Origin of the sequence: Pseudomonas sp. Irchel 3E13, from assembly GCF_900187455.1 — a bacterium.
Taxonomy (GTDB): domain Bacteria; phylum Pseudomonadota; class Gammaproteobacteria; order Pseudomonadales; family Pseudomonadaceae; genus Aquipseudomonas.
Genome location: NZ_FYDX01000012.1, coordinates 1 through 13366, shown reverse-complemented (window position 1 = coordinate 13366; position 13366 = coordinate 1). Strand labels below are relative to the sequence as shown.

The 13366-nt window shown below is 54.8% G+C and carries 19 protein-coding genes; 9 read left to right on the top strand and 10 right to left on the bottom strand.

The features are described 5' to 3' along the window. Positions 1–95 precede the first annotated feature (95 nt). The 3 genes from CKW37_RS21055 to CKW37_RS21045 are packed head-to-tail and all read right to left on the bottom strand — an operon-like array spanning position 96 to position 1571. Complete coding sequence (locus CKW37_RS21055; RefSeq protein ID WP_095158072.1) at positions 96–539, bottom strand: DUF421 domain-containing protein; 444 nt, start codon at positions 537–539, stop codon at positions 96–98. Between the two features lie 10 nt (positions 540–549). Continuing rightward, positions 550–1056: a hypothetical protein gene (locus CKW37_RS21050; protein ID WP_095158070.1), complete on the bottom strand. Its 507-nt coding sequence runs from the start codon at positions 1054–1056 to the stop codon at positions 550–552. Between the two features lie 11 nt (positions 1057–1067). Beyond that, on the bottom strand, positions 1068–1571 hold the full coding sequence (locus CKW37_RS21045) for a CinA family protein (protein WP_095158068.1): 504 nt from the start codon (positions 1569–1571) through the stop codon (positions 1068–1070). A gap of 255 nt (positions 1572–1826) precedes the next feature. Between CKW37_RS21045 and CKW37_RS33300 the strand changes: the two genes are divergently transcribed. The 5 genes from CKW37_RS33300 (at position 1827) to CKW37_RS21025 (ending at position 3662) form a co-directional block, all read left to right on the top strand. After that, complete coding sequence (locus CKW37_RS33300; protein WP_095158066.1) at positions 1827–2123, top strand: hypothetical protein; 297 nt, start codon at positions 1827–1829, stop codon at positions 2121–2123. Between the two features lie 101 nt (positions 2124–2224). Next, the gene (locus CKW37_RS32995; RefSeq protein ID WP_177454456.1) at positions 2225–2383 is read left to right on the top strand and encodes a hypothetical protein; all 159 of its coding nucleotides are present in this window, start codon (positions 2225–2227) and stop codon (positions 2381–2383) included. Between the two features lie 19 nt (positions 2384–2402). After that, entirely contained in the window at positions 2403–2627 is a 225-nt protein-coding gene (locus tag CKW37_RS21035; protein ID WP_095158064.1) for a DUF2188 domain-containing protein, read from the top strand. Beyond that, positions 2624–3067, top strand: coding sequence for a DNA methylase (locus tag CKW37_RS21030; RefSeq protein ID WP_095158062.1), 444 nt, complete (start codon positions 2624–2626; stop codon positions 3065–3067). Before CKW37_RS21035 ends, CKW37_RS21030 begins: the two co-directional genes overlap by 4 nt. 205 nt (positions 3068–3272) lie before the next feature. Continuing rightward, on the top strand, positions 3273–3662 hold the full coding sequence (locus tag CKW37_RS21025) for a response regulator (RefSeq protein WP_095158060.1): 390 nt from the start codon (positions 3273–3275) through the stop codon (positions 3660–3662). A 4-nt stretch (positions 3663–3666) separates the two neighbouring features. Here CKW37_RS21025 and CKW37_RS21020 read toward each other — a convergent pair whose 3' ends face one another. Next, a complete protein-coding gene (locus tag CKW37_RS21020) occupies positions 3667–4071 on the bottom strand; it encodes a response regulator (RefSeq protein WP_095158385.1) in 405 nt (134 codons plus the stop codon). Positions 4072–4213: 142 nt separating this feature from the next. Further along, the gene (locus CKW37_RS21015; protein ID WP_095158058.1) at positions 4214–4636 is read right to left on the bottom strand and encodes a low affinity iron permease family protein; all 423 of its coding nucleotides are present in this window, start codon (positions 4634–4636) and stop codon (positions 4214–4216) included. A 160-nt stretch (positions 4637–4796) separates the two neighbouring features. Here CKW37_RS21015 and CKW37_RS21010 point away from each other — a divergent pair, with 160 nt between their 5' ends. Continuing rightward, positions 4797–6140, top strand: coding sequence for a sodium:proton antiporter (locus CKW37_RS21010; RefSeq protein ID WP_095158056.1), 1344 nt, complete (start codon positions 4797–4799; stop codon positions 6138–6140). Positions 6141–6312: 172 nt separating this feature from the next. Then, the gene (locus CKW37_RS21005) at positions 6313–7863 is read left to right on the top strand and encodes a sensor histidine kinase (protein WP_095158054.1); all 1551 of its coding nucleotides are present in this window, start codon (positions 6313–6315) and stop codon (positions 7861–7863) included. Between the two features lie 24 nt (positions 7864–7887). On the opposite strand, the gene CKW37_RS21000 is transcribed toward CKW37_RS21005, so the two are convergent. Continuing rightward, positions 7888–8193, bottom strand: a complete 306-nt coding sequence (locus CKW37_RS21000) for a response regulator (RefSeq protein ID WP_095158052.1) — start codon at positions 8191–8193, stop codon at positions 7888–7890. Positions 8194–8374: 181 nt separating this feature from the next. Here CKW37_RS21000 and CKW37_RS20995 point away from each other — a divergent pair, with 181 nt between their 5' ends. Further along, on the top strand, positions 8375–8584 hold the full coding sequence (locus CKW37_RS20995) for a hypothetical protein (RefSeq protein WP_143502061.1): 210 nt from the start codon (positions 8375–8377) through the stop codon (positions 8582–8584). A 150-nt stretch (positions 8585–8734) separates the two neighbouring features. Here CKW37_RS20995 and istB read toward each other — a convergent pair whose 3' ends face one another. From istB to CKW37_RS20980, 3 genes are all read right to left on the bottom strand, one after another. Next, positions 8735–9481, bottom strand: a complete 747-nt coding sequence (istB, locus tag CKW37_RS20990) for an IS21-like element helper ATPase IstB (protein ID WP_095158048.1) — start codon at positions 9479–9481, stop codon at positions 8735–8737. After that, complete coding sequence (gene istA / locus CKW37_RS20985; protein WP_095158046.1) at positions 9478–11028, bottom strand: IS21 family transposase; 1551 nt, start codon at positions 11026–11028, stop codon at positions 9478–9480. The genes istB and istA overlap by 4 nt, the downstream gene beginning before the upstream one ends. A gap of 250 nt (positions 11029–11278) precedes the next feature. Continuing rightward, on the bottom strand, positions 11279–11551 hold the full coding sequence (locus CKW37_RS20980) for a hypothetical protein (RefSeq protein WP_095158044.1): 273 nt from the start codon (positions 11549–11551) through the stop codon (positions 11279–11281). Positions 11552–11663: 112 nt separating this feature from the next. Here CKW37_RS20980 and CKW37_RS20975 point away from each other — a divergent pair, with 112 nt between their 5' ends. Then, entirely contained in the window at positions 11664–12716 is a 1053-nt protein-coding gene (locus CKW37_RS20975) for a hypothetical protein (protein WP_095158042.1), read from the top strand. Between the two features lie 541 nt (positions 12717–13257). On the opposite strand, the gene CKW37_RS20965 is transcribed toward CKW37_RS20975, so the two are convergent. Further along, on the bottom strand, positions 13258–13366 hold a 109-nt coding region (locus CKW37_RS20965; protein WP_135192744.1), incomplete at its 5' end, for an IS3 family transposase.

Below are 13366 nucleotides of genomic sequence, written 5' to 3'. Positions count from 1 at the left end.
GGGGAGCCGCATGAAGGTTGAGAACATGCTATGGAGTGGCCTTCCCGCCTCGGCCGGTCGGGATCCGGGCGCAGGACCTGTCCCCGTTTCGCAAGTCATTCCTCGGGTATGATCGATATCTTCCCGTTGCGCTCCACGATCGCGAACTTGATCTGTTCGACCTTCTCCACGCCCTGACTGGTGCGTGCCGACTCCAGAATATCGTCTTCGGTAAGTCGCGCCCGGCGCATCCTCTCGTGAAGAAAGCGTCCACGTTCGACCACTAAGGTCGCATGTCCGTCGAGAAATCGAGCGAGGGGTCGGGAGTTCAGTTTCGCCAAGGACAGCCCGACGTCTAGAACGATGAGCGTGGCGATGACCAACATGGCGTTGGTGAAGGAAAAATCCTCCCCCAGTAGGGCTTGTTGAGTCGCTTCGCCAATGATCAGCAGCAGCACAAAATCGAAGGTGGTCAGGTCCGCCAGTGAGCGTCTGCCGGCAATCCGGAATAGGACCATGAGGGCGATATACATGCCCGCGGCGCGGAGGATCGAGTCCATGAAACGCTCCTCAGGGAAAGAGAAAAGTGGAAAAGCTGACAGCCATGCCCGGATCAGCCTCGACCATCCCCTGCAGCGTGCCAACATACTCTGATCGAACGGTAACGTATAAGGTGGCAAGGCCATCGTCGCTCGTACCAAGCTGGAGAAGCAACGCTTGGCCCTTGGACATAGAGCTCAGTGGCGCGGGCTGCATGGTCTCGATACTGGCCTCGCGGAGCAGAGTGCCGTCGAGCGTCACCGTCACCGGTTTTCCCGCTGATCCCTGGACCATGATCCGCATATTGTCCACCGTCCCCGTTCGGCTCAGCCGCTGGTACTGCACGCGCAGCTTGCCATCGGCGCTGACCGCCTCGGCATTGCTCAACGGCCCGTTGCCGAACACGCCAGCGAGCGCAAGCAGCACGATGATCACCAAGGCATACCAGCCGACGCGCTCGAAGGTCCAGACTCTCTGCTGCATACGCATGTCTTCATGCACAGGGGATACGCGGGAGTACAGTTCGTTTTTACTCATCAGCTTTGCCTTCAGGCTCGCTCCCCACGAAGCCATCGCCGGTGGTAATGAGGGATCTGAGTAAGTCCATAGAGCGCCGCTTCGCGCATGACTTCGCTACGCTCGCCGAAAAAGCGCTGGCAGCGGGTAAAGACTGCTATTGGCTCTCCGGCAAAAGCCCACGCAAAACATAATGTTCCTGGAGCAATACCCGACTCAGGCTCAGGTCCAGCAACGCCGGTAGTTGCGATTGCAATATCGACCTTGCTGTCTTTTAGTGCGCCAATAGCCATCTCCCAAGCGACTGCCTCGCTGGTCAAGCCATATCGTTCGATGGTTTCAGGGGTGACACCCAGGAGCCGTTGTTTGGCTTGTGGGGAATAAACCACATAACCGCTCTCCACCACCTCGCCGGTTCCAGGCACCGTTGCCAGCAGGGAGATCATGTAGCCAGCAGTACATGACTCAGCGGTCGTCAGCAGAAGGTCATTTTCCTTGCAGTATGCCAGCACGTCCGCAACGGGATCCTCAAGCATGGCTGTAGTCCACTTGGCCTGTTTCTGAATTGACGTTTATCCAAAACGATTGGTTCAGCAGACCTCGTAGACGGTTACGTGTCGCCTGCTCCGAATAGAGAGTGGCGAGTGTCCCAGCCCTAAAACTCCTTCACAAAGGACTGAGCGCTCCTCGCGTCTGAAGCAGGTCACATAATTCGGCGACGGATTTGAGAAGACTGGTGCCTCCGCTATTTTGTCAAAAGACACACAGCAGCCGAAGCGGAGGCAGAGACAATGAAACACCGGGGAAAGGCCTTTTTGCAGTGGGCGGATCCTAATCTTCATCACCGAACCCACAGTGAGAAATTGGATAACGGGCGTTTGATCGATGTACAGGTACGCTTGGCCCGGACAGGAGAAACCCAACTCTTCGTCGGGGTTTACGATGAGCTCGGTCAGCCGCTCTCTGAGGAGGGCTTCGATAAGCGCCCCGGCGAGACAATGACCCGGGCGATGAACTGGGGGGTTGCACGTGCTCGCCACCTTGGCCAAGCCGCCTCAACATCGATTGCGAAGCAACATGGCCGCTGAACACGTCTACCAGCAGCATAGGATCGGAAAGACGGTGCAACCGATCGAACTGAACGTAGACGCGGCGAAGCGCTCCAACCGTGGGTAAAGGAGGGTGCACTATGCAGCCAAAAACAGAAGGTTCTGAAGAGCAAGGGCCGAGCAAGGTCCCTTTCATCAACGACCCGGAGAAGCCTACATCTCCACCGTTGAACGATGCCGACGCCACGGATGCAGCTGAAGCTGAAGAAGACATCCAGGACGATGGCGAATCAATCTAATCTAATAGGAGGATGAGCCGTGGAAAATTATCACGTGAGCCCGACCGCCGATGGTTGGGAGCTGAAGAAAGCCGGTGCTGAACGTGCTTCCAAGCGCGCTGCTACGAAGGCTGAATTGGTCGGCCACCTTTCCGAGTTCTTCGACGGGAAAACCGCCTCGGTGAAGATCCACAAGGCCGACGGGACAATCGAGGAAGAACGGACGTATCCACGTGCCGCTGACCCGAAGCGCACCAAGGGGTGATCACGGTTACCGCTGCCACTTTGGGCATCGACATTTCAGAGGCTTATGAAGTCGGTGTTTACAAGTGGCTGCTGGCCAGCTTTCTGATTGGAAAGAGGATTCGGTCCAGCACCGCAGTGGAGGCCTATCGTACCCTGGTCCACAGACATGGTTTGGATTCACCGAGCAAGCTGGCCGGATGCTCGCACCAGATCCTTGTAAAGTTGCTGGGCCAGGCGGGCTATGCACGTTATGACGAATCAACAGCCCGCCGGCTCCACGCTTTAGGGCTACGCCTTGAGGCAGAGCTCCACGCCAAACTTGCAACTGTCGTCACAGCATCCGACACCGGTCAATTTGAAACTTGGCTTCTCAGCCTGGACGGGATCGGGCCGAAAACCCTCGAAATTTTTCTGCGAGAGTTCCGCCCCTACCTCGAGCGTACCCATAGCGCCGAGTAGGGAATTTTGTCATGCCGCTTCGCTCAGAATATCTCTGGACGTGGAGGCTCGCATCCACACACCGAAGACGACCTTCTTCGCAACCATCTTCCTTTGGTGTTCTGTTCAAAAATAAGACGGTGCGAGCAGACGCGATGGCTATACGCTACCGTCGATTACCACCCAGGATCATGAAAAACTCTCTTTTTTGCAGGCGAGAGGCCTTATGGAATTCGAGACTAAAGGACTGTCTTTGACCGGAATGAAGGTACTTGTTCTGGAAGATGATCAGACGTTGAGGACATTGATGTCCGATATCATTCGGGAGTTGGGAGGTGACTGCACCACATTCGATAACGCCGATGACGCGCTCATCGAGTTACTGGAGCAGCACGGTAGCTTCTCTCTGGCCATCGCCGACCATGGGCTACCTGGTAGCATCAAAGGTATGGAGTTCCTTTCCATGATCCAACAGAAGTGGCCCGATTTGCCCTGTATCTTCACGTCCGGCTTCAACCTGGACACAGGTGGGCTCGATCCTCGGACCATCTTCCTTTTCAAACCTTGGGCTCTTGAACAACTCATTGACGCCATCGGACAAGCCCTGAGCCGGTAACCCACTACTCTGGGTACATCCGCTTGCTGAACTGTTCGAGAACGGGCATTACCAGTTGGTCAAAAGACTCTGAAGGCCACGGCTTGGGCAGGAAAGACACTCCCATTGGCAGTGATCTTCCCATCTCTTCATAGAACCCGCTCATTACTATGACCCCAGCGGCCGGCAGTCTTGCCCTAGCTGTGGTTGCAAGAGCAAGCCCATCGACAGGCCCTGGGGTTCTAACGTCCGTCAGGACCAACGCCCAGTCATGAGCACCTAGAGCGGCGAGTCCTTCAGCCGCGGTTGCAAAGCTGGTCACCACAGCGCCGAGATCCTCCAGCATAAAGGTGAGGATTTCTATTAACGCAGGTTCGTCTTCTACAAGCATCACGGGGGGAAGCGGTGGAGGGGAAATCGTGTGTTTCATCATCTGACTCGTGTAACGCGCACCAGGTCGGAGTTGACATCCTGTCGCCGTCTTCAAGGCGGCTTGGTGCGCGATGTCATTACGACATCGCTTGTACCAGAAAAATTCATTCTGACTCACTTAATCAATCAAACGCCCCAGGCTAGCGTTGTTGATCGATATTTCCGCGCTGCTCTCCATCCTCAGAAGCGCTTGGCTCCTGCAAATCCGCTTGACCGCAATTTTCAGCCATCGCGCGGTATTCCCTGCGCAGCGCGCGAAGCTCTTTGCTGTCCATATCTTCCAAATCCAAGACAGAACGTTGAGCCGACTTGGTGGCGCGAATCAGCTCGTCCAGCTTCACGTGGATGATGTCGTTATCCCTGTTCTGCGTGTTCTGGATCAGAAACACCATCAGGAAAGTGACGATCGTCGTAGAGGTGTTGATGATGAGCTGCCAGGTGTCGTTGTAGTGGAACCAGGGCCCTGAGATAGCCCATAACCCAATGAGCACCACGGCGATCAAAAATGTACTTGGCTTCCCCGACCGGTTGGCGAGCCATTGGCAGAACTGCGCGAATTTCATGACTTTCTCCTAGGTGTACTAGAACGTAGGACCGTCGTGAGAGCCTGAAATCTTTTTTTACATTTGGTCGGCTAGACAAGTGACATCTGGAGACAGGCTGAACGAGCCGCTTCGGTACCCACTCGAACGCTCACCATCTGAGTTTCAAGGCGTTTGGGTAATGACCTTCATCGTTTGGTTCGCCATGCTGGGCGCAGTGCTCTTGGTCCTAGCCCTGTCATCGTCCTATCTTCGCTGGGCACCGGTTACCACCTCGGTGGTTTGTCTTGGCCTTGGCATTGCGCTCGGCTCACCTGCTATAGGGTTGCTACAGTTGGACCTTTCTAAGGCGAGTGGTTGGCTGGAACACCTCACCGAAGTGGCCGTGCTGTTCTCTCTTTTCTTCAGCGGCCTCAAATTGCGTTTGCCACTTCGAAATCCCAGGTGGCGGACAGCGTTCTACCTTGCGGGCCCAGTGCTCGTGCTGTGCATAGGAGGTGTAAGCCTCCTGCTTCATTACGCACTCAACATGAGTTGGGGCGTTTCGGTGCTAATTGGCGCCATTCTCGCCCCCACAGATCCGGTGCTTGCAACCCTCGTGCAGGTGGTAGATGCCCAGGATGATGACCCTGTGCGCTTCGGCTTGTCGGGGGAGGCCGGGTTGAACGACGGTGTGGCCTTTCCCTTCGTAATGCTGGGGCTGCTGTTACAGCGAGACCCCGGGGAGCCGTGGTTCATCCATTGGGTCTTCGGGGATGTGCTATGGGCAGCCTCCGTCGGCGCATTGTGCGGGTATTGGATGGGAAGAGGCCTAGGCAAGCTGACCCTCTACTTGCGCTTGCGCAACGACGACAGCACTGTCTCGCCTAATGATTATCTTGCCCTAGCTCTCGTGACGCTTGCTTATGTCATTACCGAGGCGATACAGGGTTATGGCTTCCTGGCCGTGTTCGCCGCGGGACTCGGGCTGCGGCAGGCCGAAGTGCTTACTGCTGCGAGTCCTTCAGATCCTGCGGCAGAACATCTGGTGCAGCCGGTGGTGGGTCACCAGCATGTGGCACCAGAGCTGGCCGTAAAGGGGGATGTCGTAGAGCTCGACGACTCCCGCGTCGCGGCAGCGATCATGCTGGGTGATATGTTGGCGTTTGGCAGCCTGGTTGAGCGAGCATTGGAAGTCTTTCTGGTCACGCTCTTGGGTGTGGTGCTGCTGGAGCATTGGGATTGGCAGGGGCTCATCGTAGCGGGCGCATTGTTCTGTATCATCCGACCACTCAGTGTTTTTCTCACACCTTTGCGCCAAGGTTTGGATGCTCCTCAGCGAGGACTTCTGGGCTGGTTCGGCATCAAGGGAATCGGCAGCTTGTACTATCTCTTCTACGCGATAAATCACGGGCTTCCCCCAAGTGCTGCAGCGCAGAGTAGCAACCTGGTTCTGTCAGTCGTTGCGCTGAGCATTTTGGTTCATGGTCTCTCTGTTCAATCTCTCCTGGCACGCTATCAGGCCCGGCGAAAGCGGACGCCTTGATCCTCGACAAAACCTTCTCCTAAAGGTCCAGGACCAGGACATTCGCTCGACGGCTGAACTATGCTGGAGAGCTGCCCAAGTGCCGCTGAAGCTCCATCATCGATGCGATTGTTTTCTGTAGTGCGCCGGTGCGACGATAACGACCCCCCACTCCCGTTGTGGAACACCGTTTATGGAACACTCGACTCCTGATGAGACGATTCGGGCTGCGCTACGAAAGACTCATGCCCGACTCAAGAGACAGCATGAATTGGTTGTCGAGTTTGGTGTTCACTCGCTGAAATCGAACAGCCTTGATCCGTTGATTAATCAGGCATGTACGGTGGTGGCAGAGGGGATGCAAACGCGCTTTGCCAAGGTCCTTACTCCGATTGAGGACACCAATGATTTCCTCCTCGCTTACGGGGTCGGCTGGGATGAGGAGGACATCGGTAGGGCGGTTGTAGGCGGCGATGTCGCGAGCCCGGCCGGCTACGCGATATCGACCTACCGTCCAGTGCTTTCCAACCATCTCGGCCAGGAAGAGCGTTTTCGGACCCCAGAGCTGCTGAAGAGATACGGCATAGAGCGCGCGATCAACGTACCTATCCGGGGCATCTCGGTCCCTTTTGGGGTATTGGAAGCTGACAGTAGTGACGGTGATGACTTCATCGAAAGCGACCTGGTCTTTCTCGAAGGTATATCCAACGTTATCTCGATGACCTTGGAAAGACTGGCCGCCGGCGCTGACGTTCCCGCTTCAAACCCCTATTCGGAAAGCATGCTCAACGCCAGTCCCGACTGCGTGAAGGTCCTTTCGACCGAGGGGGAAATCGAATTCATGAACGACGCCGGCCTGTGTTTGATGCAGATTGGCGACCTGGCTCAAGTCAAAGGCAAATCCTGGTGGCATCTATGGCCTCAAGAGTCTGAATCACTGGTACTTGATGCATTGGAAAAGGTCGTGAGCGGCGAGTCCACACGTTTCGAGGCCCTCTGTCCTACAGCACTCGCTGAGCCCAAGTGGTGGGATGTGACTGTCGCCCCTATCTTGGGTCCTGAAGGCGCTGTAGAAAAAGTGATTGCGGTCTCCCGGGACATTACTGAGCGTCGGCATCACGAAGCCCAGTTGCTATCGCTGATAGAAGCGCAAAACACCCAACTCAGCAGAAGCAACATGGACGTCGAGGAGGTCCATCACCGGGTCAAGAACAGCCTCCATCTGGTCAATACCTTGCTGCTCCTACAAGCCAACCTGACTCCCGATGAGGCTGTCAGGATTCAGCTTCAAACAGCGGCCGGTCGCGTCGTCACCATTGCCACCGTGCATGAGCGCCTATACAACGCCTCGCAAGAGCAAGCCATTCTGGCATCGGACTACCTCAAGGCGTTGCTGGGCGACTTAGGCCGAGCACTGGCTGACCGAAAAATCGAGCTAGATGCCGACCCATTGGTGCTTCCTCCAGAACGAATGGCGCCGTTAGGCCTGGTGGTTTCGGAGTTGATCACCAATGCGCTGAAATACGGGAAAGGGACCATTGAAGTCGAGGTGAAGGATGCCGGCGATCACGCCCTGATCAGCGTTTCAGACGAGGGGGATGGTTTCCCGGACACTTACCCCAAGCCAACCGGTACCGGCCTTGGTATGCGTCTGGTCAAAAATTACTGCGGATACGGGGCTGCGGCCATCTCGATCGACAGACAGTCCGGAAAAAGCACCATCCGCGTGCGATTCAAGGTGTAAGGGCTCGACCGCTAACTCTGTGCTTCAGAGGCCTAAGAGCTCATTGATCGCGTGGCTTAATGCATCCAGAGTGCATGGTTTGGTGATGAACCGAGCGTTGGCTGGAAGAAAACCTGGCTCGAGCACCGTATTGCCGGAAACGATAATGACCGGAAGCTCCGGGCGCAAACCCCAGACCGCTTTGGCCAGATCGAGCCCGTCATAGTGACCGGGCATGCGCACATCGGTAATCAACAACGCCAACGGTTGACCCTCTCGCAGTTTTTGCATTGCGTCATCGGCGCTTGCGCACTCGTGGGTAATTGCATTGACTTGACCAGCTGTTTGCATTCGATGTGACCACCCAATTGCATTCGATCTGACCAGTCATTCGCATCGCTCGAAACCAGGTGTCTGTGCTGAAATCAGGGATTAGGATTCGTAACTCCAGTGCCAGGCTATGATAGGCCGTAGCGTTTGCGTGAGTCCGGTCATGGGCTTGATCGCACTCTCCATTCTGAGGTGGCCACGCTTGAGCATTGAAAAGACGACGAAGCTGATCAGCACGCGCAGTGAAGAAAACGCCAACCGGCTCCTGCTCGCGGGGTGGACGTTGTTACTCGTCGCTGATCGACATCAAGGTGAGTATCAGTGGGTGCACTATCTCTTCGGGTGGCAACACGAAAGTGAGCCCCGGGAGATCACATTCATCGGTGTTGAAGAGGGACCGGATCCATTTTGAGTTACCTGGATAAGCCTATGGAAATCCAGTCGAACCTCGGCCCGGCCATATCTTGAAAAGCGATTTTCCCGCAGATTCAACTGATTGCATTGCACTTGACCAGTCAATTGCATTCGATCTGACCAATTGCGTCCGACGTGACCACTCAGGCTACGAGCGCTTTCTGCTTTTCAGTCTGCGCATCGATTCGCCTTTGAGCGCTATCGTATGCGCCTTGTGCAAGACACGATCAAGAGTGGCGTCTGCAATGGTAGGGTCAGTGAAAAGGTCATACCATTTTTCCTGCGGATACTGGCTCGTAACCAGCAGCGATCCGTTTTGTGACTGCTGATCGATCACATCCAGCAAAAAACGTCCCAACTGATCGTCGATCCCTCCGATGCCCAGGTCATCGATGATGAGCAGTTCCGCCCGGATGAGTTGGCGGCGAAGTTTCGGGAACGAATGATCAGCATATGAAAGCGCGATGTCTTCGAAGAGTTTCGACGCGGTTCGGTAGATCGTGTGCATCCCTTGACGGCATGCTTGGTTCCCCAGGGCACACGCGAGCCAGGTTTTGCCGGTACCAGTAGCTCCTGTGATGATGACGTTCTGCCGACGACGTAGCCATTCACATTCGCCCAACGTCATGACGACGTTCCTGTCGAGCCCTCTGGATGCCTTGAATTCTATGCTTTCCATCACGGCCTGTGATTCTCGCAACTTCGCTGCCTTGAGCAGACGTTCTATCTTCCGCGTTTCGCGCTCAGACCGCTCAGCGTCCATCATCAGACCAAGCCTGGTATCGAACGGCTGGGCTAGCAAAGCGGGGTCTTCGAGCTGACGTTCGTAGGCCTGTGCCATTCCGCTCAATCCCAGATTGCTCAATTCCTCGGTCGTACTGGCGATCGTTCTCATAGCGGTTCATCTCCTTGAGAGGCGTAGTACTGCGCACCACGAATATTGTCGTGCTCAATGGGTAGGACTGGCTTTCGGGCAACGGTTCGTAAGTCAGACTCGTTGCGCAGAATTGATCGCAGCCGTTCGGAACCCAAAATGTTCAATGAGTTGGCGTAGGCGCTGGCTGACTCTAGTCGCAGTGCTGGGATAACCCCTCTGCGGACATCTCTCATAATGCCTATTACGGCCTTCAGTCCAGAAGCGAAGTCTCGGCGCTGCTCAAGATTATTTCTGACATAGATAAGTGTCTGTGGGCCGATGGTTTCTGCCCACGCGATCAGCATCTCTGGCTTTGAATCGTGGAAATGGCCATGGCTTGGCGATAGATGCTCAAGGTGTGTACTTGTGCCGCGTTCGCTGTTGACCCTGTGCGAGCTGATCACTTTGTGTTTATGAAGAATTTCGAGCCACTCTCCGTGCACGCGCATATCAACAAGCTGGCTTGCATAGTGATAAGGGACGGAATAGCTATGCTCGCCAAGTGCGACGTGATAGTCATTACCAACCCGCACTTGATAGACCCATTGCGAATAGGAGTACGGTTGCTCCGGAAGGCCTTGCAAGGCAGGTTGCTCGATTTCACGGAATTGTGACGTTCGGCTTTTCGGATAGGTCCTGGTTACTCTATTGTTCAGCTCCGAGACCCAATACATGATTTTTTCATTCAGCTCTTCGTACGAGAAAAATGTAGTTGATCTAAGCCGCGCCAAAACAAAGCGCTGGACAATCTGCACGCCTATCTCACCGAGTGATTTGTCCTTGGGTTTACGAGGGCGAGCCGGAAGTACCGTAAAGTTATAGTGATCTGAAAACTCCGCATACGCTCTGTTGAGTACGACTTGTTCACGCGTATTCTTGATCACCGCAGATTTGAGATTGTCCGGCACAATGTAGCGGGGAACACCGTCGAAGAACTCGAGGGTTCGCTTATGACACATCAGCCAGTCTGCAACCGATTGGCTGGGGACCGCTGTGGCAAAAAAGTACCCCGAGGCCCCGAGTGTCGCCACGAAGATCTGCGCATTCGATTGAGCACCGGTTGCCGGATTGGTGATCGGGACTGTTCGACCGCAGAAGTCGACAAAGCACTTGTCGCCGGGCAGGTGGATCTGACGCATGCTCAGCTTCTGCAGTTTGACCCACTCTCGGTACAGACGCGTGTACTGTGCGTAGGACAGCCCCTCTGGCTCTGATTCCCGGTATTCCTGCCAGAGCAGTTCCAGGGTCACATCGGCTTGCTTCATTTGCTCATGGACATTGATCCATTGGGGCCTGGCTTTCCGGTTCACAGGCGCTTTGCGGGAAAGCCATAACCGACCCGCTAGAGCATCGTCGCCCAAGCCTCTCAAGTCCTCCCACAGCTCGCCACTTAGCGCCAAGTGGTCGCGAATCTTGCGAACCGAGTTGTGGGATAGCTTGGCCATACGGCCGATGGCTCTGTTGGAAAGCGTTGAATCAGTGGCGAGGCGTAACACCTCGCGTACTGCATGCATTGGTAGTTTCATGCCACCTCCCGCGCGGTGGGCATAGCTGTTCCTCACAGAACACGCCGCGTGATTTTCATGGATGAACGGGGGTTGACCGGCTTGACGCCGGGCGCGGGGGGACACAGAATGGTGGCGTATATGAAGCAATGCCTCAGATCACCAAAAAAAGCCTAGGGCTCCACCCCTGGGCTTTTTTGCGTCCCAATGCCGCCAATTACTTTAGGCCGGTCTCATGGCAGATACCTCTACGGGGTCTATGGGATTGGGCTCATTGAGCGGGTTTTTCGCCGGCAGGTGAGCAACGCTGTCGAGCGACCCAACTGGCGACTTCTTTTGACAGCGCGAATGAGCCTCTACGGTTCGGTACGTCGAACAGGGGCACCTCAATCGTCCCCCTCTGTTTCGCCTTGCGGAAAGCCTCATAAGACGCATACCCAAGCTCGCGCCATAGCGCGCTACTGCCGACCATGAGGCCATAACGATCTTTCAGGTCGACCTCCAGCTCGAAAGCGAGGGCGTCTACTTCGGTGGGCTCTTCCATCGTTGTATTTGTCCCGTGTAGTCACAGTTCATGGTAAAGAACCATCGTCTTGCGCACCAGCCGTAGGACTTCTACATTTCTTACTGCACAAATGCGCTGAGTGCTCACTCAAATGATTGATGCAGATAGAATTATTCAAATCTACGAACAGTTCGCAAAGAGCTCGCGCGATAAAATCGTTGCGCCAGGAGGGACGCGGAGAACTCCGCTGGAGAACCTGCGTGTCGCCTATTGGTATGAGGGGTTGAAACAGCGTACCGGAATAGAGTCGCCCTATGGCTTGGAGTTTTACTTCGAAGAAGATTCGTTTAAACGAAATACTAACGGAACGATAAGGAGCTACCCGAACAAGTGGTCAAACTATGAGCGAAATGTAGTTACACCACAGGCTAAAACATTGACACGGGTTGAGCGTCTCGCACCTGGTTCTACTCATGACTTGAATCATCCTTTGTGGAAACTCATGTCCGAGCTCGGGGAGCGGGACAAGCCAGATTTCGACGGACTACTCAAAGGCCTGAGCATAGATATACTTAACGTTTTGTTCACTGCGGAGAACACAGGATTCTCTACATACTCTGTTCGTGAGCCTAGCTCTCAATTGATACTTGATAAGTTGGAGCGGCGTGCCAGCCTGGATGCGTTGGTTGGGTTGACAGTCCTGGTGCTTGAAGCAAATGAGCTTAAACAAGATGAGTTTCTGAGCCGGGCCACACTAGCGACTCACAATGTACTTACGATGATCGCCATCGAGCTCGCATCTCGGAAAGTAGTTCATCAGGTCGTGAGTTGGGTGATTGATAATATTCTGTGTCTGGGCACACCACGTAATCTGCAGTTATCCATGGACAGCTACGCCTATATCGAAGCTTCTGCTTTTTTAAATCTGATGGTCTATCAAAATCCGAACCGCAAAGGGAAATGTCTGACGTGGCCTCAGCGCGTAAAGGTCATGACGCAGTTGATTCACGGAAAAATGGGATTCGACGTTTACCATGCAATGCGCCCCCGCTATGAATTGTCCCCCAGCCGCAGGGGAGTATCTGCCGAATTCATGCGCGACTTTGAGCGCAGTTCGGCGTTGCGAAAGTGGGGTTGGAAAACTATCTGGAGCGGAAAAGTAGAGCTGTTTCCTCCTGCGCGCCTGCCTCTCGGCGTCGACTAAGACGGCTTCACGCTTTGCCTGCCACGCTGCTTCGAGCTGATCGGTATCGTTTGCTAAATAAGGCGGTGACAAATGACTGATACCACGAGGCGCCATCACTGCCAGGCCTCAGAAAAGCGCGCAATTCGGTGTGCTGCCAGCGGTGTAGGGCGCGATGGCCGTACTTGTAGCCGTGATTTTTGTCACCTACTTAATTTTTCTTGTCACCGCTTTTTTAGGAAACAAAACGGTACTCAACAATATCTGATCGCCACAAGGTACTCACCGAACATGTATCCTAGGGTAAGCAACTGCTCTGAAGCCAAGCGTCTCTCTCCGTCGCGCCAACCTCGCTCAGGTGCTCAAGCAGCCTGGGCATCAGATAGCTAGCGTCATCTCCTACGCCCCTGAGTGTCGCCGAGGCGAAGTTCCTTTGCTTGGGTAAACCCACAAAGTACAAACCAGGTACCTGATCAGCCACCCCGTTCCGCTGGAGGACATGCCCTTGCTGATCAACAACCGGAAGCTGAGCCAGAAACTCCAGTGAATCGCCCCTGGTTTCCTAGACACTCTCCAAGCTCAGGAAATAGCGTTTCTCATACTCTACTGGAGACAGCTGCATAGCACTGCTGTGTCGGCGTTTAGGGTTATAGAACATCTCGATGTAATCG

Bases quoted from the DNA above. Each gene is read 5' to 3' on its own strand.
- CKW37_RS21055 (WP_095158072.1), bottom strand. From the start codon at position 539: ATGGACTCGATCCTCCGCGCCGCGGGCATGTATATCGCCCTCATGGTC.
- CKW37_RS21050 (WP_095158070.1), bottom strand. From the start codon at position 1,056: ATGAGTAAAAACGAACTGTACTCCCGCGTATCCCCTGTGCATGAAGAC.
- CKW37_RS21045 (WP_095158068.1), bottom strand. From the start codon at position 1,571: ATGCTTGAGGATCCCGTTGCGGACGTGCTGGCATACTGCAAGGAAAAT.
- CKW37_RS33300 (WP_095158066.1), top strand. From the start codon at position 1,827: ATGAAACACCGGGGAAAGGCCTTTTTGCAGTGGGCGGATCCTAATCTT.
- CKW37_RS32995 (WP_177454456.1), top strand. From the start codon at position 2,225: ATGCAGCCAAAAACAGAAGGTTCTGAAGAGCAAGGGCCGAGCAAGGTC.
- CKW37_RS21025 (WP_095158060.1), top strand. From the start codon at position 3,273: ATGGAATTCGAGACTAAAGGACTGTCTTTGACCGGAATGAAGGTACTT.
- CKW37_RS21020 (WP_095158385.1), bottom strand. From the start codon at position 4,071: ATGAAACACACGATTTCCCCTCCACCGCTTCCCCCCGTGATGCTTGTA.
- CKW37_RS21015 (WP_095158058.1), bottom strand. From the start codon at position 4,636: ATGAAATTCGCGCAGTTCTGCCAATGGCTCGCCAACCGGTCGGGGAAG.
- CKW37_RS21010 (WP_095158056.1), top strand. From the start codon at position 4,797: ATGACCTTCATCGTTTGGTTCGCCATGCTGGGCGCAGTGCTCTTGGTC.
- CKW37_RS21005 (WP_095158054.1), top strand. From the start codon at position 6,313: ATGGAACACTCGACTCCTGATGAGACGATTCGGGCTGCGCTACGAAAG.
- CKW37_RS21000 (WP_095158052.1), bottom strand. From the start codon at position 8,193: ATGCAAACAGCTGGTCAAGTCAATGCAATTACCCACGAGTGCGCAAGC.
- istB (WP_095158048.1), bottom strand. From the start codon at position 9,481: ATGAGAACGATCGCCAGTACGACCGAGGAATTGAGCAATCTGGGATTG.
- istA (WP_095158046.1), bottom strand. From the start codon at position 11,028: ATGAAACTACCAATGCATGCAGTACGCGAGGTGTTACGCCTCGCCACT.
- CKW37_RS20980 (WP_095158044.1), bottom strand. From the start codon at position 11,551: ATGGAAGAGCCCACCGAAGTAGACGCCCTCGCTTTCGAGCTGGAGGTC.
- CKW37_RS20975 (WP_095158042.1), top strand. From the start codon at position 11,664: ATGATTGATGCAGATAGAATTATTCAAATCTACGAACAGTTCGCAAAG.